The organism is Streptomyces sp. NBC_00631, assembly GCF_045206895.1.
Classification (GTDB): domain Bacteria; phylum Actinomycetota; class Actinomycetes; order Streptomycetales; family Streptomycetaceae; genus Streptomyces.
Genome location: NZ_CP107734.1, coordinates 9534520 through 9555312 on the forward strand (window position 1 = coordinate 9534520; position 20793 = coordinate 9555312).

Annotated in this window: 12 protein-coding genes; 2 read left to right on the plus strand and 10 right to left on the minus strand. The window is 70.9% G+C overall.

The annotated features are described in order from the left end of the window. The first annotated feature begins 13 nt into the window (after nt 1-13). Nucleotides 14-520 (plus strand): aldo/keto reductase, encoded by a 507-nt coding sequence (locus OHB00_RS43195; RefSeq protein WP_406443369.1) that lies wholly within the window; start codon nt 14-16, stop codon nt 518-520. 240 nt (nt 521-760) lie between these two features. On the opposite strand, the gene OHB00_RS43200 is transcribed toward OHB00_RS43195, so the two are convergent. The 10 genes from OHB00_RS43200 to OHB00_RS43245 form a co-directional block, all read right to left on the minus strand. Next, the gene (locus tag OHB00_RS43200) at nt 761-3874 is read right to left on the minus strand and encodes an alpha-N-acetylglucosaminidase TIM-barrel domain-containing protein (RefSeq protein ID WP_406443371.1); all 3114 of its coding nucleotides are present in this window, start codon (nt 3872-3874) and stop codon (nt 761-763) included. 22 nt (nt 3875-3896) lie between these two features. After that, nucleotides 3897-4787, minus strand: a complete 891-nt coding sequence (locus OHB00_RS43205; RefSeq protein ID WP_406443372.1) for a beta-glucosidase — start codon at nt 4785-4787, stop codon at nt 3897-3899. Then, nucleotides 4784-5725 (minus strand): hypothetical protein, encoded by a 942-nt coding sequence (locus OHB00_RS43210; RefSeq protein ID WP_406443374.1) that lies wholly within the window; start codon nt 5723-5725, stop codon nt 4784-4786. Before OHB00_RS43210 ends, OHB00_RS43205 begins: the two co-directional genes overlap by 4 nt. Continuing rightward, on the minus strand, nt 5722-7149 hold the full coding sequence (locus OHB00_RS43215; protein WP_406443376.1) for an alpha-L-fucosidase: 1428 nt from the start codon (nt 7147-7149) through the stop codon (nt 5722-5724). Before OHB00_RS43215 ends, OHB00_RS43210 begins: the two co-directional genes overlap by 4 nt. Nucleotides 7150-7176: 27 nt before the next feature. Continuing rightward, complete coding sequence (locus tag OHB00_RS43220) at nt 7177-9288, minus strand: GDSL-type esterase/lipase family protein (protein ID WP_406443377.1); 2112 nt, start codon at nt 9286-9288, stop codon at nt 7177-7179. Further along, entirely contained in the window at nt 9285-9539 is a 255-nt protein-coding gene (locus tag OHB00_RS43225; RefSeq protein ID WP_406443378.1) for a hypothetical protein, read from the minus strand. The genes OHB00_RS43220 and OHB00_RS43225 overlap by 4 nt, the downstream gene beginning before the upstream one ends. After that, nucleotides 9536-13219 (minus strand): beta-galactosidase, encoded by a 3684-nt coding sequence (locus OHB00_RS43230; protein ID WP_406443379.1) that lies wholly within the window; start codon nt 13217-13219, stop codon nt 9536-9538. Before OHB00_RS43230 ends, OHB00_RS43225 begins: the two co-directional genes overlap by 4 nt. Then, nucleotides 13216-15084 (minus strand): glycoside hydrolase domain-containing protein, encoded by a 1869-nt coding sequence (locus OHB00_RS43235; RefSeq protein WP_406443380.1) that lies wholly within the window; start codon nt 15082-15084, stop codon nt 13216-13218. The genes OHB00_RS43230 and OHB00_RS43235 overlap by 4 nt, the downstream gene beginning before the upstream one ends. A gap of 14 nt (nt 15085-15098) precedes the next feature. After that, nucleotides 15099-18122: a TIM-barrel domain-containing protein gene (locus OHB00_RS43240; protein WP_406443381.1), complete on the minus strand. Its 3024-nt coding sequence runs from the start codon at nt 18120-18122 to the stop codon at nt 15099-15101. Between the two features lie 322 nt (nt 18123-18444). Next, on the minus strand, nt 18445-19344 hold the full coding sequence (locus OHB00_RS43245) for an SIS domain-containing protein (RefSeq protein ID WP_406443382.1): 900 nt from the start codon (nt 19342-19344) through the stop codon (nt 18445-18447). Between the two features lie 188 nt (nt 19345-19532). Between OHB00_RS43245 and OHB00_RS43250 the strand changes: the two genes are divergently transcribed. Then, on the plus strand, nt 19533-20792 hold the full coding sequence (locus OHB00_RS43250; RefSeq protein ID WP_406443384.1) for an extracellular solute-binding protein: 1260 nt from the start codon (nt 19533-19535) through the stop codon (nt 20790-20792). Nucleotide 20793 lies beyond the last annotated feature (1 nt).

Below are 20793 nucleotides of genomic sequence, written 5' to 3' on the forward strand. Positions count from 1 at the left end.
GGAGCACGCCACCATGCGCACCAGGACACTCGGCCCCCGCGGCCCCGAGACCGGTGCCATCGGCCTGGGCTGCATGCGCATGAGCTTCAGCTACGACATGGCAGCCCCTCGCGACGGGGCCAGGTCCATCGCGGTCATCCTCCCCCGGTCTCGGCTTCGCTCGACCGGGGGGACCCCCACGGCGCTCGACCTGGGCATGACGCTGCTCGACACCGCCGACGTGTACGGCCCTTACACCAACGAGGAGTTGGTGGGCCGGGCGCCGGCGGGCGGCCACCGCGAGCGCGCGGTGCCGGCCACCAAGGTCGGCTCCGTCGTCACCAGTGCGGCCGGGGCTCCCGTCGCCTCGCGGACCCTGGGCCCGGACGGCCGCCCCGAACACATCCGCGAGTCCATCGACGAGAGCCTCGCCCGGCTCGGCACCGACCACGTCGACCTCTACCAGCTGCACCGCGTGGACCCCGAGGTTCCGATCGAGGAGAGCTGGGGCGCCATGGCGGAGAGCGTGGCGGCCGGATGAGGCAACCGTGCCCCTCTGGATGCGGCGACCGCGCGCCACATCGAACGCGCACTGGCCGCCGTCCTTCGGGGCAGCACGGTCCGTCGCCGTCGCGTACCGCCTGCACGCGGCTCACGACGCCGACCGGGTGGCCGTGACGGGCGGCGGCCGGATCACCGAATCCGGCACGCACCACGACCTCGGGGCGGCGGGGGGCCCGCGCCTCGCTCTGGAGATGCCGGCCCGGGGGCACCGGCACCGTCAGCCGACCGTGAACCCCTCGAACGTCGCGAGGCCCCGGGCGCCGGTCCAGCCGTTGGCCGCCGTCATGAAGACGCCCACGTCCTGGCCGGCCGCCGGACCACCCGGGACGGCGGTGCCGACGGTTGTCCAGGTGACGCCGTCCGTACTGCACTCACCGGTGTACGAGCCGCCCGACCGCGTCAGCCGCAGCCGCACCGGCGCGGTGAACGACCCGGACAGCGCGATCGAGTCGAATGTGCCGTTGCCGTCGGAGTCCCAGGACAGCGCGCATCCGTTGGACGGCGTCACCGCCAGGTTGACGTACCCGGCGGAGCCGCTCGCCGACAGGTCGTTCCGTACGATGATCCCCGCACGTGCCCAGCCGCCTCCGGCCTCCTGGGAGGTGACCGTCACCGTCGCGACCGACCTCTCGGCGAAGGTACCCGCTTCGTAGGCCGTGCCGAACTCGTTGGTGCCGCCCCACAGGTCGGCCCCCGCACCCTCGACGGCCAGCGCGCCCGCCGCCGACTCGCCGAACACCGCGTCGTTGAACGAGGCCGTACGGTACGGCGCCCGGACGCCCGTGGCCGCCAGCAGCTTCACGGCCGCGACCGCGGAGCCCGCGGTGCCGCCCGTCCGGTACGCCGCCGTCACCGGTATCCGGGACACCAGGTCTCCGGCGGCGGTCGTACCGGTCAGGGCGACGGTGAAGTCCGCCGAGAACGACTTGCCCGGTGAGACGGATGCCGTGGTCACCGCGCCGGTCGGCCGCGCCGTCATGCCGTCCGGCGGATCGACCGACAGAGTCACACCGGTCGCGGCGGCGAAGCCGTTGCGGTTGGTGAACGTCACGGTGACGGTGGCAGGCCGCCCGTCCGCCACCGCGCCCCGGTCGGCGGACGCGGTGAGGGCCACCTGGTTCGGGTCGGCGGCCAGGGTGTCGCGGACCAGCCGGGCGAGCCCGTACACGTCCCCGCGCGGGGTCTCCGGGTACGCGGTGTGCTGATGCGCCCAGTCGTCCTCCAGCCGGAACCAGTCGACGGTGTCCGGCTCGCGCCCCTCCTTCAACGCCTGTGACAGCGTGCCGAAGTACGTCCGCCAGCGGGTCAGGTACAGTCCGCCGACCAGCCCCGACCACTCGCGGTTGGCGTAGTCGTGCAGCCCCTCCTGGCTGCTCGCCTGCCCGCCCCAGGTGGTGATGATCGATCGCGCGTCGTACTCCAGGCGGTCCTTCTCCTCCTTGGTCGCCCCCCAGGAGCGGGCGTTGGCCAGCCACCGTCCCAGCAGACGCTGCGCGCAGGTGCCCACCACCTTGTCCATCAGCCGCATCCAGTCCAGCCACACGGAGCTCAGCCGGTCGAAGCGGTGGCGGTCTCCGGCCTCGTACGCGGCCTTGATCTGCGGCAGCAGCACCCGGCTCCGGTTGGACAGTACCTGCCGGGCGACGTCCGCCAGGTCGAAGCGGTAGGCCGAGCTGTCACGCAGCGCGGACGCGACGCGCAGCAGTTCGGTGAGCGAGGTGTCGAAGGCCGTGGTGTCGTAGCGGTCGGCCGACGGCCCCCAGGCGGCGGCCTTGTCGGCGCCCAGGCTCGGCCGGGCGCCGAACAGCCCGTCGGGCGCCTCGCTCCAGGAATCGGCGCGGCTCATGCCGTACGCGGTGGCGCGGATCGTACGCCAGGCCGCCACGGCGTGCGGGTCGGCGGCGCCGTACCGGGAGACGGCGTACGCGGTGAACCACTCGTCCAGGTCGATGCTGCCGGGCGTCCACGCCAGATCGGTGAGGAGCGCCAGCGCCGGCGCGTTGTTGTCGGCGCCCTCGGGCATCGCCGCGATCCCGGCGAGCGCGCTGCCCTCCTTGTCGCGCCACTTCGGGTAGAGGTCCACCCAGTCGGGGGCGTTGGCGCCGATCGGGGTGTGTCCGCCGAAGTTCCAGATGCTGCCGAAGGCGTACGGTGTGCCGTCCCAGTCGCTCTCCCGGTCGGTGACGGTGGTGTAGCGGTCCGACAGGCCGTCGACGATGAGCATTTTGCTGCTGTCGACCGCCTTCAGCAGGGCGGTGGAGGGGTTGTTCTGCCAGCCCAGGATCGCCCAGACGGCTCCTGGGTGGGCCCTGCGCAGCGCGGTTTCGACTGCCTTGGCGGCCTCGCCGACCGGCACGTCGCCGGCGTTGCCGCCCTCGTGCAGCAGGTCCATCTTGTACATGCCGGAGTCGCCGAACCGTCGTGACTGGTTGCGGTAGAAGGCTGCCGCGACCTCGGCGAACGCGTCGGTGCGGGGGTCGAGCCAGTCCGGGCGTTTGAAGGCACCCCAGGTGCCCTGGGTGACGACCGCCGCGTCGCCGCCGTACGTGGCCGGGAAGCCGTCGGGTACGGTGCCGTAGTAGCCCGGCAGTACCGGCGTCATACCGAGTTCGCGCACCCGGCCGATGATCTTCCGGGCGAGGTCGGCGCGCTGCTCGATGAGCCGCCGGGACACCGGGCCGCCGAAACCCGACATGTTCTGCAGCAGCCACCAGGGCTGGTGGGCAGGGGCTGGGATCCAGGCCCGCAGTTCGGCGTCGGAGTAGCCGAACTGCCGGAAGGTGTCGTAGTAGACCGCGTCGCCGCCGATGTAGACCAGCACCGCGTTGACGCCGTGCAGCGCGAGCACGTCGAGTTCCCGCTCCCACGCGTCCCAGTGCCGGTAGGGCCCCGTGTAGCCCTCGTTGGTGTCGTTGAACGCGAAGCGGTGCGGAACGTTGGCGGAGCCGTCGATCTCGTCGACGGGTGCGGGCAGCAGCCGGGGGAGGTCCAGTTGCCCGCCGTTCCAGGAGACGGAGGCGGACGCGGCCTTGCGCAGATACGTGTGGAAGCCGGTGAGCAGCACCGCCGGACTGGTGCCCTCGACGGTGATCCGCCCCGTCCGGCCGGTGACCCGGTACCGGTCGGGGCCGCCTTCGGTGGTGCCGGCCGCCCGCAGGACGACCTGATCGTGGTGCTCGGGCACCAGTCGCCGCAGCGCGGCGGCCGCGGGTGCGGTGTCGAACGGGGGGCCTGCGGCGTAGGCCGTCGGCGGGTGGGTGAGCCAGGCGGCGCCGCCCAGCGCGACCGCGCCCGTGAGCACCCGTCTGCGGGTGAATCGTTTGTCGTTCATCAACGTCCTTCCTGCCGCGCGGTCACACGACCGTCATGGCGAACACGTGCAGGGCGGGAGTCCCCGCCACCAGGCCGCCGCTGACCCGCGGCAGCACCAGGGAGGCCAGCTCCTTGTCGTGCAGATCGACTCCGAAGGTGAAGAGGCTGACCGGGGTGCCGTCCCGGCCGGTGACGGTGTGCCGGTACGGCAGCACCACGGCGGCCGCGGCGTTCGCCCCGTACCAGTCGGGAACAGAGACGGAGAACGTTTGTTCGGTCCCGTCGGCGTATGCCACCGTGCCGTCCCCCGCGCCCCGGCCCCAGGTGCTGGTGCCGAGGAGGACCAGCCGGGAACCGGAGCCGGACAGCAGCACGGTCTGACCGGAGCAGACGGCGTTGTCGTGGCTGCCGGGCACGGTGTCCGGCCAGGTGAAGTCCACCCCGTCACAGGTCACCACCGCGCCCGGGGAGAGCCCCGCCGACGCGAGCGCCTGTGCGGACAGGCTGGAGCCCGAGCCGTCGATGTCGGCGACCGTCAGGGCGTCGTCGGAGGCGATCCCCGCGTTGTCGAAGGCGCCGGGCAGCGACCGGTAGGGCAGGAGTACGGAGGAAGCGGCGCGGACGCAGTCGCTGCCCGCCCTGTGCACGTCGAACAGGGTGTGTGCGATGAACGAGATCTCGCCCTCGGCGTCGTCGGCCAGCGTCGTGCTCCAGTGACGGGTCACGGACGTGCCGGACCTGAGGTCACCCAGGCGGATCGCGCGTCTCGCGCCGCCCGCGGCCAGGTACATCACGGTGCCGCCCAGCGTGATCGCCGTGCTGTTGGTGAACGTCCCCGTCAGTGTCACCGTGGACCCCGCGCGCGGGGACTCTGGCGACACCGTCAGCGACACGGGCGGATTCAGGAAGTCCTCGTCGGCCCGGTACGTCACGATGCCTCCACGGTGAAGTGGTCGAAGACCGAACGGACCCTCGTGCCGGGGTAGTTGAGGTTGACGGCGCTCGCCACGAGGCCGGCGTCGCCCGTGCCGCCCGCCGACGGCACGGTGGCGCTGCCGACCTTGTCCCACGACAGCCCGTTGCCGGTGGCGTACGCGGTGACGGTGGTACCCGAGCGCACCAGCCGCAGCCGGTCGGGGAAGTAGGAGCCGCCGCCGCCCGCCCAGGTGTCGAGCCGGCCGTCGCCGTCGCTGTCGGTCATGAACTCCACGCCGTAGCTCCGCGACATGGTCAGTACCGCGTAGCCGCCCTTCGCCGGGTCGGTGAGGTCGTCGGCGATCGCGATGCCGGACTTGGCGACCGGATTGTCGGCGCCGGTCAGGCTCACCACCTCGGCTTGGACGACGCAGGACTCGGCAGCGGCGCCGGGAAGGTAGATCACGCCCTTCTCGTCCGTGCCGCCGGACAGGTCCCGGCCACCCGCCCACACCACCAACTGGCTGCCGAACTGGCCGTATTGGGCGTCATCGGTGGTGGAGACGGTCCGGTACGGGTCCCGCACACCGTTCGCCCTGTACGGCACGCTGATCGTCTTCGCGGCCCGCGCGCAGTCGCTGCTGCGCCCGCCCACGTCGAACACGGCGTGGGCGGTGAACGACACGTCACCCGCGACGTCGGAGGGCATCGTCGTCCGCCAGCGGCGGGTCACCGTGGCGCCGTGCCGCAGGTCGCCGAGCGGGATCGTCCGTGTGGCCGTCCGGGCGCCCGGGTCCGCCAGATACAGCACGGTGCCCCTGAGCGGGAAGGGACAGTCGTTGGTGAGGACGGCGGTCGCCGTGACCGTGTCACCGCCGGTCGGCTCGGCGGGCTCGGTGGTGACGTGCAGCGTGGGTCCGAGGGTGTCGAAGGCGGTGTCCGTCACGGCGCTCACCGGACCCAGTCGACGGTGAACGTGTTGGCGATGTCGCTGGGCAGCGACGACGGAACGGTGAGGTGGACCCTGCCGTCCGAGCGGGTCCACCGCACCGGTTCCCGGCTGCCCAGCAGCCGGATGCGCGAGTCGGAGCCGATGGGTATGTCGCCGGGCAGCGACAGCGTGCCGCTCGGGGCGCCCAGCACGATCACGTGGAACCTGCCGGGCGTCACCGTGTAGCGGATGCCCAGCGTGCCGACCTCCTCCTCGGCCCGCAGCCACGGTGCCGACCCGTAGATCGCGGGGCCGTTGACGTCCAGCCAGGCACCGATGTCCCGCAGCCGCTGCTGCATGACGGCCGGGATCGTGCCGTCCGGCTTGGGGCCGATGTTCAGCAGCAGGTTCCCGTTCTTGCTCACGACGTCCGCGAGGAGGTGGATCAGGTACTCCGAGGTCTTGTAGTCCTCGTCCACTTCGAACTTGTTGTAGCCCCAGGAGTAGCCCATGGTGATGCAGCACTCCCACTTCTGCGGATCCATGGTGGGGTTCGTGCGCTGCTCGTACGTCGCGAAGTCGTAGTGCGTGTCGAAGCGGTCGTTGACGACGACGCCCTTCGGCCGGTGCCGGTTCTTGGCCCGGTTGTAGTAGTGGGCCAGGGGTTCTTCGCTGCGCCAAGGCGTGGTGTCGGTCTTGCGGAACCACTGGCCGTCGGCCCACAGCAGTTCGGGGTCGTACCGATCGATGATCTCGTACAGCTGCCTGAGCTCGTAGTCCCCGACGTAGTCGGAGACCTCCTTGTAGCCCGCCATGGGGATCTCGGCGTCGGTGTAGAAGTTCCGCATCGGCCTGCCCAGCGCGGGGTTGAAGAACTCGCCGAGCGAGTAGTACAGGCCGGGCCGTACGGTGCCGCGTCTGCGGGCCGCCGTCATCAACTCGCCGACCAGGTCCCGCTTGGGGCCGTACTTCCCGGCGTGGCGGTCCGTCACCGCGCTGGGGAACAGGGCGAAACCGTCATGGTGCTTGCTCGTGAGTGCGAAGTACTCGGCGCCGGCCTGCTCGAAGAGGCGTACCCAGGAGTCGGGGTCGTAGTTCTCGGCGGTGAACCGCGGGATGAAGTCGTCGTAGACGAAGTCCGCACCGTAGGTGTCGCGGTGGTAGGCCCACGTCTGGTTGTCCTTGTAGCTCTGGTACCAGAGGTACCACTCCGCGGCCATCTGCCGGGCGGAGCCCGCCGGGACCGAGTACACGCCCCAGTGGACGAAGATGCCGAACTTGGCGTCCTTGTACCAGCGGGGTACGGGGTGGGTGTCCAGGGACTGCTTGGTCGGCTGGTAGTCGGGGATGACGCTGGTGATCGCGTGGGCGGCACCTGGCGGGGCGAGCAGGACGGCTCCGCCGAGCGCGGTCGCCGTGCCGAGGAACTGTCTGCGGCTTGCTGCCATGGGGGTTGCTGCCTCTCGTCGGGAGACTCAGGAGACGGTGAAGGTGTCGAAGGCGGCTGAGGTGACCTGGCCGGGGTAGTCGAGATTGACCGCGCTGGCGACCAGGCCGGCGTCCTCGGTGCCGGACGCCGAGGGGACGTCAGCGGTTCCGACCCGCTGCCAGTGGGTGCCGTCGGTGCTCGCGTAGGCGGTGTAGCTGGTGCCGTCGCGGGTCAGCTTCAGCCAGGCGGGGTGGTACGAGGCGCCGCCGCCCGCCCAGGTGTCGAGCCGGCCGTCGCCGTCGCTGTCGGTCATGAACTCCACGCCGTACTGGGCCGACATGGTCAGCACGGCGTAGCCGCCCCGGCCCGGATCGGTCAGATCGTCGGCGACCGCGATCCCGGCCTTCGCGGCCGGGCCGCTGCCGGTCTGGCTGACGACGCGGGCGGTGACGCTGCCGGCAGCCGGTGCGCCGCCGGGCAGGTAGACCGCCGCCTTCTCGTCCTTCCAGCCGGACAGGTCCTGGCCGCCCGCCCAGATGGCGAACTGGCCGCCGTTCTGGGCGTATTGAGCGTCCGGAGCGGTGGAGACGGTCCGATACGGGGCACGCACACCGGTGGGGACGGGGACGACCGCGGCGTCCACGCTGTCGGCGGTGTGCCGGACGCGTCCGTCCTGGCGGAAGGACGATGTGACGCTGATCTGTCGGGTGCCCCAGGTCGCGTCGGCCGGCGGGGTGACGGTCCAGGTCACGGTCGTGCTCTCGCCGGGTTCGAGGGTGCGGCGGCCCTGGCCGAGCGGGTGCGCGGTCCAGCCGGGCGGCAGGTCGAGGCGGGTGTGCAGGCCCGTGACGGCGGCGCCGCCGGTGCCGGTGACGGTCGCCGTGACGTCCGTGCCCTGCCCGGGACGCAGTTCCGGCCGGTACGGGGTGAGCCGGACGCGGGCCGCCGGGCAACCGGCCGCCACACCAAGGGTGTCGAGACCGACGCTGTCGGCGAGCGCCTTCAGCCCGGTGTCGTTGGGGTGGAGGTGGTCGCCGGAGTCGAAGTCCGCGTCGTAGCGCGTGGGGTCGTCCGGGTCCCGGACCGCCCGGTCGAAGTCGGCGACCGCGTCGAAGACCCCGCCGGAGTTCCGGACGAAGGCGTTGACCTCGGCCCGTTCGGCCTCCTTGGCCTCGGTCCAGTGGTCGCCGTAGCCGCGGTAGGGGACGATCGTGGCGCCTACCACCCGCAGGCCGCGGGCGTGGGCGCGGTGGGCGATCTCGGTGAGGCCGTCGATGAGTTGGTCGGCGGTGGCGGTCTCGCGGATGAGGTCGTTGACGCCCTCGGCGACGATCACCGTACGGGCGCCCGGCTGGGACAGCACGTCCCGGTCCAGCCGGTCCAGGGCCGACGGGTTGCCGTCGACGCCCGCGGTGACCTGGTTGCCGCTGATGCCCGCGTTGAGCACCCCGGCGGGCGTGCTGCACTCTGCGAGCCGGGCGGCCAGGTCGTCGGGCCAGCGGCGGTCGGCGTCCGCCGTGGACGCCGCCCCGTCGGTGATCGAGTCGCCGAGCGCGACCACCGCGCCCCGCGCCGGACCGCCCCGGACGTCGACACCGGTCAGGAACGGGAAGGTGGAGTCGGTGACCGAGAACGCGTCCCCGGCCCGGTCGGCGGCATGGTCGCCGCCGCCGTCCGGCGTCCAGTACACGGTCTGCAACCCGTACCAGTGCTGGCTGATGTGAGTCAGCCGGCCGGGGAAGTACAGGCTGACCACGAGGTCGCCGCCGACCGGTACGTTGAGCCGGACCGGATCACTGGCCGCCTGCCCGCCGGCCGGGATCGTCACCTCGTCCTTCCCGCCGAAGGCCAGCCGCCGGGGCGCGACGACGACGTCGGCGTCGCCCGCCCGCCGGCCGACGGTGGCGTGACCGATCGTCAGCGGGTCTGTGGTGAAGCCGTTGGTGAGGCGGATCCGTACGCTCGTCCCGCCCGCGCTGACGTGCACCGGTATGCGCACCGTGACCTCGGAGGTGCCCGGGTCGTACGACGCGTGCTGGGCTGTCGCCCAGGTGCCGGTCCAGCCCTGCGCGCGGTGCGCCTGAGCCTGAGCGGGCGCCGGCAGCAGGGCGAGCAGCACGGCCGCGGCGAGGGCGTGGGGCCACCGGGACCATCTCATGAGGCGTCCTCTCGGGTCAGTGCCGCCAGGACCTTCGCGGCTCCCGCAGCGGTGAGGTTCACGAACGCCGGGGTCACGCCGAGCGGCGCCGGGCATTCCTTCGGCGTCACCGGGCCCCGGACGGTGGTGCCCCGGGTGACGTCGCGCCAGAGACCGGCGGGCGAAAAGACGTTCCGGCTGCCGCTGCCGCCGCCGTCGACGACAGGCGCGGCCGAGACCGGCGCGGTGCGCAGGCGTTGTGCGCGCTTCATGTGGCCGCTCCGGTACAGGTCACCTTGGCGTCGGCCCAGTCGGCGTGATCGCTGGAGATGTCACCGCCGCCGTCGACCAGCAGGTCCAGCCAGCGGGCGCCGGTGACGTCCACGTCGACGGCGGTGCCGCCGTCGCTGCCGTACCGCACCGGGGTGTTGAGCAGCGTCCGGCCGTCGGCCACCACCGAGAAGGAGACGCTGCCGCCGTCGCCCACCTCGTCGTCCACCCCGGCGGTGGCGGTGAACCGGGTGCACACGCCGCCCAGGTAGACCCGGACCCGGCTGTCGGCGTGCACGCCCAGGCCCTTGGCGTACGCGGTACCGGAGATGGTGATCGGGTGGCCGTCGCCGGCCGCCGACTCGCCGTTGGACGAGTTCTTCTCGACCGGGCCCCAGCCGTTCACCGCGGCGACCAGCGGCAGGTCGCTGACGTAGGAGTCGCCGGCCGGGGAGGGTGGTGGGACCTGAACGGCGCGGGCTCCGGTGACGGTGGCCGCGCGGCCCGCCTGCCGCAGCTTCGCCCTCGCGGTGAGCAGGGCGTAGGGGACCGTGTGGCCGGGTGGGGTCACGGTGTACGTCGTCGTCGCCGTGGCACCGGGTGCGACCCGGGCGAAGCCGGTCGGGCTGGTGGCCTGTGCCGTCCAGCCGTCCGGGACCGCGAGCGACAGCTCGACATCGCGGGCGGTGGGGGAGCTCTTCGGGACGGTGAACGACACCGGGACCTCGGCAGCCTCACCCGTGCTCAGGAACGGCCCGGCGTCCACGGTCACCTGGGCCGTGGCCCGGGGGACGGTGTAGGTCGCCGCGTCGTACGAGGGCGCGCTCACGTAGCCGACGTCGATACCGCCCGCCACGCTGCCGAGGTTCACGAGCTTCGCCGTGCCCGGACCGGCGTGCGCGGCGGTGGACCAGACGGCCAGGGCGATGGTGTTCTCGCCCTGCTCACGCAGCAGACCCCGGGGGATCACGAAACGGTGCTGGGGGCCGACGTCAGGGAGGTAGCGGCCGACCAGCCAGCCGTTGACGTAGACCAGCGCCTGGTATGCGGTGCTCGCGCCCGCCGCCTCACCGAGTTCCAGCCCGACGGAGGTGTCCTGGCCGCGCGGCAGGTCGAGACGGGCGGTGGTGCGGTACCAGCGCACCCCGGGTTCGGTCCCCGCCGTGGCGTCTGCGAGGGTGGTGCGGGTCCAGCCGCCGTCCGGGTAGCCGGGCAGCGACCAGCCGGCCCGTTCCCCGTACAGTCCGCCGTTGTTGTAGGGACCGCGCACGCTGTCGACCGGATCCTCGCCACCTCGCGTGCCCTGGATCTTCCAGGTGATGGTCGAGGCCCCGCCGACCAGCTCGGCGCTGATCAGGCCGCGCGGCTCCTTCGAGTAGTCGTGGCCCCACTCCTCGTTGTTCCCGGCGTTCACGGCCAGCACGGAGATCACGTTGTTCTCACCGGTGGCGTGCAGGGTCCCTGGTGGGACGGAGAAGGGGTGCGCCCCGTCGCCCGAACTGCCCAGGTAGGTGCCGTTCAGCCATACCGAGTACTGACCCGTCGGCCCCGTGTTCGCGTCCAGCGTGAGCGCGGTCGCCTGTCCGGTGGTGGTGAACCGGCCCCGATACCAGACGTTGCCCTGGTGGTAACCGTACTCGTCCATGGCCAGGACGGGTGACGAGCCGTTCAGATCGGGGTTGTTCGAGGTGAGGTTCGCCGCCGTCGTCCAGGACGAGTCGTCGAAGCCGGGGGCCGCCTCCGGCGCCTCCTCCTGGTACTTCCAGCCGCTGAGCGTGGGCAGCTCCACGGCGTGGGGCGCCCGGGTGACGTCGGTGGTGGTGCCGTTCCAGGTCGTCCGGGTCACCTTCGAGGTGTTCGCGAGGACCTCGATCCCCGTCTTTCGGGTGGAGTCGCCGGTGAGCTTCAGCGTGCCGCCGGCGGTCACCTCCGCGGTGCGCAGCAGCGACGGACCGCGGACCAGGACCGGCCCGGCGGTGGTGTCCTGGCGCCACCAGTGGCCGGTCTCGGCGTCGTCGGCGAGGAGCAGCTCCAGGCTGCCGTTCGGGCCGTCCACAAGAACCCGCGCCAGGCCGGAGTGGGTGTAGTTCAGCCGCAGGTCGCCCCGGTCGGCGTCCCAGTGGACGCTGACGTCCCCGGCAAGGACGGTGACCCTCGGCTTCTTGGCGTACCGCAGCACGGTCTCGCCGTCCTCGCCGCGCCGCCCGTACAGCAACGCCACCTGCCGGTCATCGATCTGAGCGTGCGTCATGATCTCCGACGTGGAGTACACCAGGCGCTGGCCGCCGCCCAGGTCGTAGCCGGCGACGAGGAGTTTGGCGTCATGGCCGGCGACGGTGACGGAGCCCTGTTGCGGCACCCGCGGGTAGTCGCCGTCCTTGCCGGATACCGACAACGTCGTGGCGTCGGTGCTCGTCACCCTGGTGTCGGCGTGGCGGATGGTGAAGAACTGTGTGCCGTCGTCGGGGTTGACCCGCCGGTCGACGCGCACCGCGTCGTCGGCCGGGGCGGGGGCGTCGGCCTTCTCGGTGCGGGCCAGCGAGCCCACGGAGTTCACCAGGTAGCCGAGCCGCTTGAACTCCTGGTATTTCTCGGTGAGTTGCCGTGACTCGTTGATCGCGGCACCGTAGTCGTACGACGTGTAGACGGCGTTGGGGTCCGCCTGCCAGCCCCAGTTGGTGCCGCCGTAGGTCATGTAGAAGGACTGGCCGGTCACCCCGGCGGCGATGTTCATCTTGGTGAACACCCGGGTGAAGTCGGTGCCGGTCAGCTTCGCGCAGCTCTGGTAGCCGGTGCCGCCCCAGGGGTCGAACGCGCCGCCCTGCGCCTCCGGGATGATCAGCGGTGACTCGGGCTTCCACGCCTTCACGTAGGAGTAGTCCGGCAGGTCCTTCCAGGCGTCCGGGTCCTTGCAGTCGAAGCCCTGCGGATAGGCGTCGAAGCCGTAGATGTCGGGGGCGCCCTCGCCGCTCACCCAGTTCTGGTTGGCTCCGCCGTCGTTGACGAAGGTGGGTACGTCGACGCCGTCGGCCTTCGCCCAGTCGATGAGCGTCTGCATGTAGGCGGCGTCGTGCCGGCCGCCCTGGTACTCGTTCTCGACCTGGTAGAGGATCACGCTGCCGGTGCCGCGGGTGAGCTGGTGCCGGGCGATGATCGGGTTGATCCGGCTCATCCACTCCCGGGCGTCGGCCAGATAGCCCTCCTCGGAGGTGCGGTTGACGCCCGTCCGGGTCTTGCGCCAGGCGGGGAAGCCTCCGCCGGACAGCTCGGCGTTGATGTACGGGCCGGGGCGGGCTATCACGTACAGACCCGCCCGCTCCGCCTCGTCCAGCAGCCGGTCGACGTCCCGGATGCCGGTGAAGTCGTAGGAGCCGGGCGTGGCGGAGTGGTAGCCCCAGTCGAAGTACAGCGAGACGGCGTTGAAACCGGCCGCCTTGACCTTCTGGAACACATCGCGCCAGGCGTCCGGGCTGGGCAGCCGGAAGTAGTGGATCTCGGCGCCCCAGATGTACAGCGGCTTGCCGTCGATCTTCACGGAGTACTGGTCGTAGGTGACGGTGTGGGCCTGCGATGCGGCCGGGGGAGGGGCCGCCGCCCGGGCCGCGGCCTGCGCGGGTGCCGCCGCCAACGTGCCGGCGGTCAGCAGGGCGGCGGTCAGCAGGGCCAGCCGGCGTCTGCTCATGACGTCAGCTCCTTGACGACGGCCGCCCGCGCGGTCTCGATGTCGGTGACGTTCTTCGTCCGGCCGTCCAGGTCACGCGTCGCCGTGGCGAGAGCCTCGGTCAGGGCCGCGCTGTCGCTGCCGCCTTCCTTCCTGCGCAGCTCGCCGACGAGCTCGAAGTCCTCGATGCCCTCCTTGAGCTGCTCCCAGCGGATGCTGGACATCGGGCCGTCCTTGCCGGGGTAGACCAGGTACTCGTCGCCCTGGCTGAAGATGTACACCGGCTGGGTGAAGGGGTCGGACGTCCAGCTGTCGTAGGACCAGCGCAGGAAGCCGTCGAGGTGGCGTTGCGCGGAGATCCACGGGATCATCCGTGCCTCGACGGCGGGCGAGTAGGACAGCGTGTTGGGATGGGCCGGCGAGCCGTACACGTAGAAGGTGGTGATCTTGCCCGCCTTGCGGCGTTCCTCGGCCTTCTCGGCGGTCATCTGGTCGATGCCGCCCCAGTCGACCGAGAGGTCGGAGGCGATGCTCTCGGTGTTGACCGACCCGGCGACCGAGATGCGGTCGTCGAACGCCGGCGCCACCTCGTGGACGAAGTCCTTGACCACGGTCATGGTGTCCGCCGGGCGTTCGTCGAAGGACAGCCAGGTGTGGTCCAGCCAGCCCTTCGCCTTCGCGTGCTGTTCGAAGGCGGGCAGGAACTCCCCCCACGCCTCGCGCCAGCGGTCGCCGCCCAGGTCGACGTTCTCGTAGACGGTCTTCCCGGTGCGGGTGTCGGTGTAGGTGAGGTGCTCGCCGTCCTGGAAGGCCAGCATCGAGAAGGCCCCGATGTCCGGTCCGAGGCCGGCCTTCAGCGCCGTCCGGACGTACTTGTCCCAGCGTGAGAAGTCGAAGGAGAACCGGCTGCCGTCCCACTTCCAGGCGACCATGCTGGAGTACGGGGTGGCGGTCTGCGACCGGCGGGTGCCCAGCGACCACTGGTGGTGCCAGGGATCGTCGACGACCGTGGTGTTGATGACCTTCTGGCCGCGGCTCGCCAGGTCCTTGTCGTACGCCTCGATCAGCTTCCAGTGCCGGTCCGACCAGAGTTCCACGCCGCTGTTCAGCGCCATGGTCTCGGGTTGCGCCCAGACGTCGAGGAAGAAGTCGTAGTCCTTCGGGTCCGGTACGGCGGCGTCGGCGACCTGGACCGAGAGCGGGTAGGTGACCTTCGTGCCGTCGTCGGCGGTGACCCTGACCGCGCCGGTGTAGGTGCCGGCCTTCGCGGCCTTCGGGATGTGGAAGGTGAACCACAGCGGCTGGGCCGCGTAGGCGGGCACGTCGACCGACGAGCCTTCCTGCAGGGCGTCGCCGACGACGTCCGGGTTCCGGTCGCCGGAGACCTCGGTCGCGGAGCTGACCTGGTCGATGGTGGCCGACCAGTCCATCTCGCTCTTGGACCGCTGCACCGGCACGTATCTCACGAACCGCACCTGGGTGCTGCTGCCGGAGATCCTCGCCCCGCCGGGGCCGGTGAGGTCGCCGGCGCTCGCCCGCACCCCGTGCAGGTCGTGCCCGGAGGCGATGGCGAGCTGCGCGGACACCTGCTCGTTACGGACGGCGGACAGGGCGAGGTCCTTGGTGTCCCTGCCCTGGATGGCGGTGGTCGGGTAGCGGGGGACCCGTACCTCGGCGGAGGAGGCGAAGGATCCGGTGGGCACCCAGGTGATCGTGTCCCTGGTGCCCATGGCGTCGGCGACCTTGACGGTCAGCCAGGTGGTCGTCTGTCGGGAGTTGACGTCGCTGCCGCCGCCGGAGCCGGAGCCCGCGATGGCCGTCGTGGTCGCGGCCACCAGGGTTCCGGCGACGAAGGCGGCAGCGGCGACCAGGGGAGTGCGTGCCATGGTGTGGGGCCCTCTCAGGAGGTGACGGAGAAGCCGTCGAAGACCGCTTCGAGCGTCTCGCCGGGGTAGTACGCGTTGACGGCGCTGGCGACCATGCCGGCGTCCTCGGCGCCCGCTGCCGAGGGCACGTCGGCGGTGCCGACGGTGGTCCAGGTGTCGCCGTCCTTGCTGGCGTACGCGGTGTACGTGGTGCCGTCGCGGACCAGCTTCAGATAGGCGGGGTGATAGGTGGAGCCGCCGCCGGCCCAGGTGTCGAGGACGCCGTCGCCGTTGCTGTCGGTCATGAACTCCAGGCCGTAGCTGTTGCTCATGGTGAGCACCGCGTAGCCGCCCTTGGCCGGGTCGGTCAGGTCGTCGGCGAGGGCGATCCCGGCCTTCCCGGCAGGCGTCGTCCCGGTCTGTGAGACCAACTCGGTCCGGACCGTGGCCTGTTCGCCGGCGGCGTCCGGCAGGTAGACCGTGCCCTTCTCGTCCTTCCAGCCGGACAGGTCCTGGCCGCCCGCCCAGATGGCGAACTGGTCACCGCCCTGGGCGTATTGGGCGTCGTCCGTGGTCTGCGTCGTCCGGTACGGTTCCGCGACGCCGCCCGGTGCGGGTGCCACGGTGGCCTGGACGGTGTCGTCGACCTCGGCGGTGCGGTCGTAGGTCACCGTGCCGGTGAGGTCGTGGCCGCCCCACTTGGCGTCGGCGGCCGGGGTGACCCGCCAGGTGGTGGTGAGCGCGGCGCCCGGCTTCAGGGTTGTGGCGGTGGCCTTGGTGGTGGCCGTGGCGGTCCAGCCGGCCGGTACACCGAGGGTGGCGGTGACACCGCCGATGGCACGGCCGCTCCAGTTGGTCGCGGTGGTCGTGACCTCGAACGGTGTGCCGGAGCGGGTGCTCGGCGCGTCGGGGCCGATCAGGACGGACGCGGCGGGGACGTCGTCGCGCTTCAGCGCCCTGATCGCCTTGAGTGCACCCTTGGCGCCGAGTCTCACGAACGCGGGGTTCACCCCGAGGGAGGCGGAGTAGCCCTTGAGTGTCGCCGGGCCGTGCAGGACCGTGCCGTGGTTGACGTCGTACCAGTCGCCGGACGGCAGGTACACGGTCCGGGTCGTGCCGGAGCCGAGCTTGGGCGCGGCCAGCACCGCGGGGCCCAGCATCCATTCGTCGGCCACCGTGTAACTCGCCCGGTCCTTCGGGAAGTCGAAGAACAACGGGCGCATGACGGGGTCGCCGGTCCTCAGGGTCGCCTGGACCTGGTCCCAGATGTACGGGGCCAGCCGTTCGTGCGCCCTGACCGCCGCCGCGTACAGGTCGATGGTCTGCTGGTCGTATGTCACCTTCCGGCCGGTGGTGACGTCGTTGGTCTCCACCGGCGAGGTGGAGGAGTACATCAGCGGCATCAGCGACGCCGACTGCGCCCACCGGATCAGGACGTCCTTGCTCGGAGCGGGCTGCGAGCCGGAGCCGCCGATCATGTCGGACTCGACGAAGGGATAGCCGATGGTGGAGATCGCCAGGTTCTGGCTGACCGACGCCTTCAGCGACTCCCAGCCGGTGCCCTTGTCGACCTGCCGCGTGACGAAACCGGCCTCGTGGGCGGTGGAGCTCCAGTGCACCCGGATGCCTGCGCCCTGGAGGTCGTACTCGTCGGCGAGTTCGGTGCCCAGCTTCTGGTAGTCGGTGGCCTGGTAGCCGTCGCGCGGGGCGCACTTCTCGTCGAAGAAACGGGTGTCGAACTTCAGGCCGTCGATGTCATAGGCGCCCATCAGCTTCTTCAGGTTGCCCTCGTACCAGGCCTTGGCCTCGGGGTTGGCGAGGTCGACGATCCCGGCGGTGCCGTTCCACCAGGTCACCTGGCAGGGCTTGGTGGTGTCGGAGGCGTCCTTGAGGAGGTAGCCGTGGTCGGCGGCGTACTGGTAGTTGTCGGAGTCCAGGTTGATCCAGAGGGTGACCCAGATGCCGAAGTCGAATCCCATGTCGTGGATCTTCTGCGACATGGCCTTGGGGTCGGGGAAGGTGGTGGAGTCGAAGGTGAGGTTGCCGTACTCGGACTCCCACTTGTCGTCCAGCTGGATGGTGTGCCCGTCGAGTCCGCTGTTGTGCAACTCGGTGGCGTAGTCGAGCAGTTTCTGCTGGTCGACCTTGGTGTAGAACTGCGCCCAGGAGTTCCACAGCGGCTTCTCGTACTGCTCGTAGGTGGCGTCGCTCTGCCGCGGCTTGCCGACGATGCCGATGTAGTCGCGGTAGACGGCGAGCGGCGTCGACTCGACGAAGACGGTGGCCTTGTAGGTGTCGGCCGAGTCGACGGTGAAGCGGCCGAGGCCGTCCTTGTCGGCGTTGATGCCGACGTCCATGGTGTCGCCGGTGTCGACCCGCAGCCCGGTGGACGAGGACGTGTACCAGAACGGGTCGATCATGTTGTACGAGGCGGGGCCGAAGCCGCTGTGCTCCACCTGGCCGCTGTCCAGGGGCCATGGCTGGTCGGTGCCGGGGCCGCCGGCCGGGGTCTCGGCCTCGCCGTGGCCGTACCAGTGGCCCGCCGACTTCAGGTCGTAGGCGAGGCCCAGCTGCTTCGGGCTGCTGTTTCCCCTTACGTCCCAGTCGAGTTGGTAGCGGTCGGGCTGCGGGGTGACCCGGGCCTCCACCGTGGCGCCCTGGAGCGTGGTGTCGGCCGTGACGGTCAGGACGCCGTTCTTCCACGTCCAGGCGGTGACGTCGGTGGCGTGCTGCCAGGTGCCGTCGGCCGACGTGAAGCGCAGGGCGCCGGTGTCGCCGGAGGCGGTGGCGAGCACGGTCGTGCCGGCGTGGCGCGTGGTGAGCGACAGCTCGTCGGTGGCCAGTTGGAGGGTATAGCCGGGGGCGCCCGGGGAGGCAGGCACGGACACGGTGACCGCGTCCGTGCCCCGGGTCACCTTCGGCACCGTGCCGGTGGCGACGCCGGCGGGGCGGGCCAGGGCCGGTGCCGCGGCCGCCGGGCCGATGCCGGGCGCCAGTAAGGCAGTGGTCAGGGCGGCGGCGAGCAGGATGCCGCCGGGGCTGCTCGGTCGGGCGTGCACTCGTGTCCTCCTGTCGGACAGGACGGTGGCTCAGTGAGCGGCGGTGCGTGGAGGGTGTGCGGATCGCGCGGTACGCGGATGGCATGGTGGCTTACCAGTACTGCGTGAAGCTGCGCAGTAATGCAAGATTCCAAACGATTTCGCTCATGTTCTTGCGGGGTGCTCCCGCTGTCAACAGGCGGTGCACAAGGTTCCGGAAGGTGTCCGAGGAGTGTCACGGAGCGGCCGCGCCGCTGGTGGCGGGCGATCGCCGGGCCGGTGGAAGCGATCCGACGGGCCCGGGACCGAACGATGCGGACGGTAAATTCTGTGTGAACGAGCGTCAGGTGAGGATCACCGAACGGGTCAGATGGCGGGGATTGTCCGGGTCGAGTCCGCGGGCCGTTCCGAGGGCGACGGCCAGCCGCTGCACCACGACCAGGTCGGCCAGGGGGTCGCGGCCGAGCGCCACCAACCGCCCGCCCGTGCGGGCGATCTCGTCGGCGAGACCGGACGGCACGGCCGCCGGGTCCCCGAACCACCACGCCAGGCGGCCCGGACCGGTGATGCTGATCGGACCGTGCCGGTATTCCATCACCGGGTAGGCCTCCGTCCAGGCGCCCGCCGCCTCGCGCATCTTCAGCGCCGCCTCCTGGGCGATCCCGTACGCCCAGCCGCGTCCCAGGAACGTGAACTGCTCCGCCGTCGTCAGCTCGGCCGGCAGCGGGTCCTCCACCGCGGAGCGCCCCTGCTCCCGCAGATGTCCCAGGTCCTCGCCCAGGTGGGCACGTAGGAGCGTCAGTTCGGTACTGGGGAACCGGGTCTGGATCACCGAGGTCTCGTCGGCGAAGTCGAGCACGACGATGGCGTCCGCCAGCCGTGTCACCGGGGTCCGCGGGTCGGCGGTGATCGCGGTCGTCGGAGTCCTCCCGCGCAGCCGGCCGAGCAGTTCCAGCACCTCCGACGTGGTGCCGGAGCGGGTCAGTGCGAGCACCCGGTCGTAGGGCCGCCCTTCCGGCATCTCCGATGCGGGGAAGGCGTCGGTCTCTCCGTGGCCGCCCGACTCGCGCAGTACCGCGTACGCCTGGGCGATGAACCAGGACGTCCCGCAGCCGACGACGGCCACCCGCTCGCCGCGCCGGGGCAGCGCGGCCGAGGCGGGGCCGCCCGGACGGCGTCCCAGGGCGGCGGCCCGTTCCCAGCACTCGGGCTGCGTGGCGATCTCGATCTCGGTCTGACTCATCGGGTGGTCTCCCGTCTCGGGCGCACGGCGTAACGGAGACGTGATGGAGCGGCTCTTGACACCGTGCGCGATTCATCGAACATGATGTGCAGTGACTGTTGATGATTGATATCACTGAAAATCGCGCATAAACAAGCATGAACGATGCGCGTGAGTGCGTGCATCGCTGCGCGCAGAGGAGGAACACCGTGAGACGGCACCTCGTGGGCGTCGCCGGGGGGATGACCCTGGCTCTGGCCCTCACCGGATGCGGCAAGGGCAGCGCGTCCGACAGCGGCGGCTCCGACGGCAGGACGATCAGGTTCGTCGCGGCGAAGTACGACGACGACACCCAGGCCTACTGGGAGGCGCTCATCAAGGACTTCGAAGCCAAGAACCCCGGTTACCGGGTGAACCTTGAAGTCGTCGACTGGGAGCAGATGGACTCCAAGGTCAAGACGTACGTTCAGACCAAGCAGCAGCCCGACGTCCTCAACTACAACAAGTTCTCCGACTTCGCCCGTGACGGGCTGGTGTACCGGGCGAAGGACGTCGTCTCGCCGCAGGTGCTGGCCGACTTCCTTCCGGTGTTCAAGGAGAAGGCCGAGTACCAGGGCGCCCAGTACGGACTGCCGTTCATCTCCAGCGCGCGGCTGTTCTTCTACAACAAGGACATCTTCGCCAAGGCGCACATCTCCCGGCCCCCCTCCACCTGGGCCGAGGTCGAGGCCGACGCGAAGAAGATCAAGCAGGCCGGCTACATCGGCCTCGGGTTACCGCTCGGGTCCGAGGAGGCGCAGGCCGAGTTCCAGATCTGGGCGATGAACAACGGCGGCGGCTGGACCGACAGTTCGGGGAAGTGGGCGATCGACCAGCAGGCCAACGTCGACACACTCACCTACCTGCGGAAACTGACGAAGGAGGGGGTCACCCAGCCCAACCCGGAGACCACCGACCGCAAGGACGTCTTCAACGAGTTCGCGCAGGGCAGGATCGGCATGCTCAACGGCGCCGTGTTCCTGCGCAAGGGCTTCATCGACCCGGTCGACGCGAAGCTGAACTACGGCGTCGCGGCGCTGCCGAGCAAGGACGGCACCACCCACAGGACGCTCGGCGTCCAGGACTACCTCGTCGCGTTCAAGAAGAACGGCGGGGCGGACAAACCGGCGGTGAGGAAGTTCCTCGACTTCTTCTACCAGAAGGAGAACGCCGCGAAGTTCGTCTCGACCGAGGGCTTCCTGCCGGTCACCACGTCCGCCGGCGACGCGCTCAGCTCCGACAGCCGGAACGGCGCGTACTACAAGCCGTTCGTCGACGCCCTGTCCGACGCGCAGTTCGCGCCCACCGACGATCCCGCCTGGGCCGCGGTCGACGGTGCCGTGAAGCAGCGCATCGGCGGCGCCGTCGCGGGCGGCGATCCGGCGAAGGTCCTGGACGAGATCCAGAAGACCGCGCAGAAGGGAAGCTGAG

Excerpts from the sequence above, each read along its gene's own strand:
- OHB00_RS43195 (WP_406443369.1), top strand. The coding sequence starts at position 14 with ATGCGCACCAGGACACTCGGCCCCCGCGGCCCCGAGACCGGTGCCATC.
- OHB00_RS43200 (WP_406443371.1), bottom strand. The coding sequence starts at position 3,874 with ATGAACGACAAACGATTCACCCGCAGACGGGTGCTCACGGGCGCGGTC.
- OHB00_RS43215 (WP_406443376.1), bottom strand. The coding sequence starts at position 7,149 with ATGGCAGCAAGCCGCAGACAGTTCCTCGGCACGGCGACCGCGCTCGGC.
- OHB00_RS43220 (WP_406443377.1), bottom strand. The coding sequence starts at position 9,288 with ATGAGATGGTCCCGGTGGCCCCACGCCCTCGCCGCGGCCGTGCTGCTC.
- OHB00_RS43225 (WP_406443378.1), bottom strand. The coding sequence starts at position 9,539 with ATGAAGCGCGCACAACGCCTGCGCACCGCGCCGGTCTCGGCCGCGCCT.
- OHB00_RS43230 (WP_406443379.1), bottom strand. The coding sequence starts at position 13,219 with ATGAGCAGACGCCGGCTGGCCCTGCTGACCGCCGCCCTGCTGACCGCC.
- OHB00_RS43235 (WP_406443380.1), bottom strand. The coding sequence starts at position 15,084 with ATGGCACGCACTCCCCTGGTCGCCGCTGCCGCCTTCGTCGCCGGAACC.
- OHB00_RS43245 (WP_406443382.1), bottom strand. The coding sequence starts at position 19,344 with ATGAGTCAGACCGAGATCGAGATCGCCACGCAGCCCGAGTGCTGGGAA.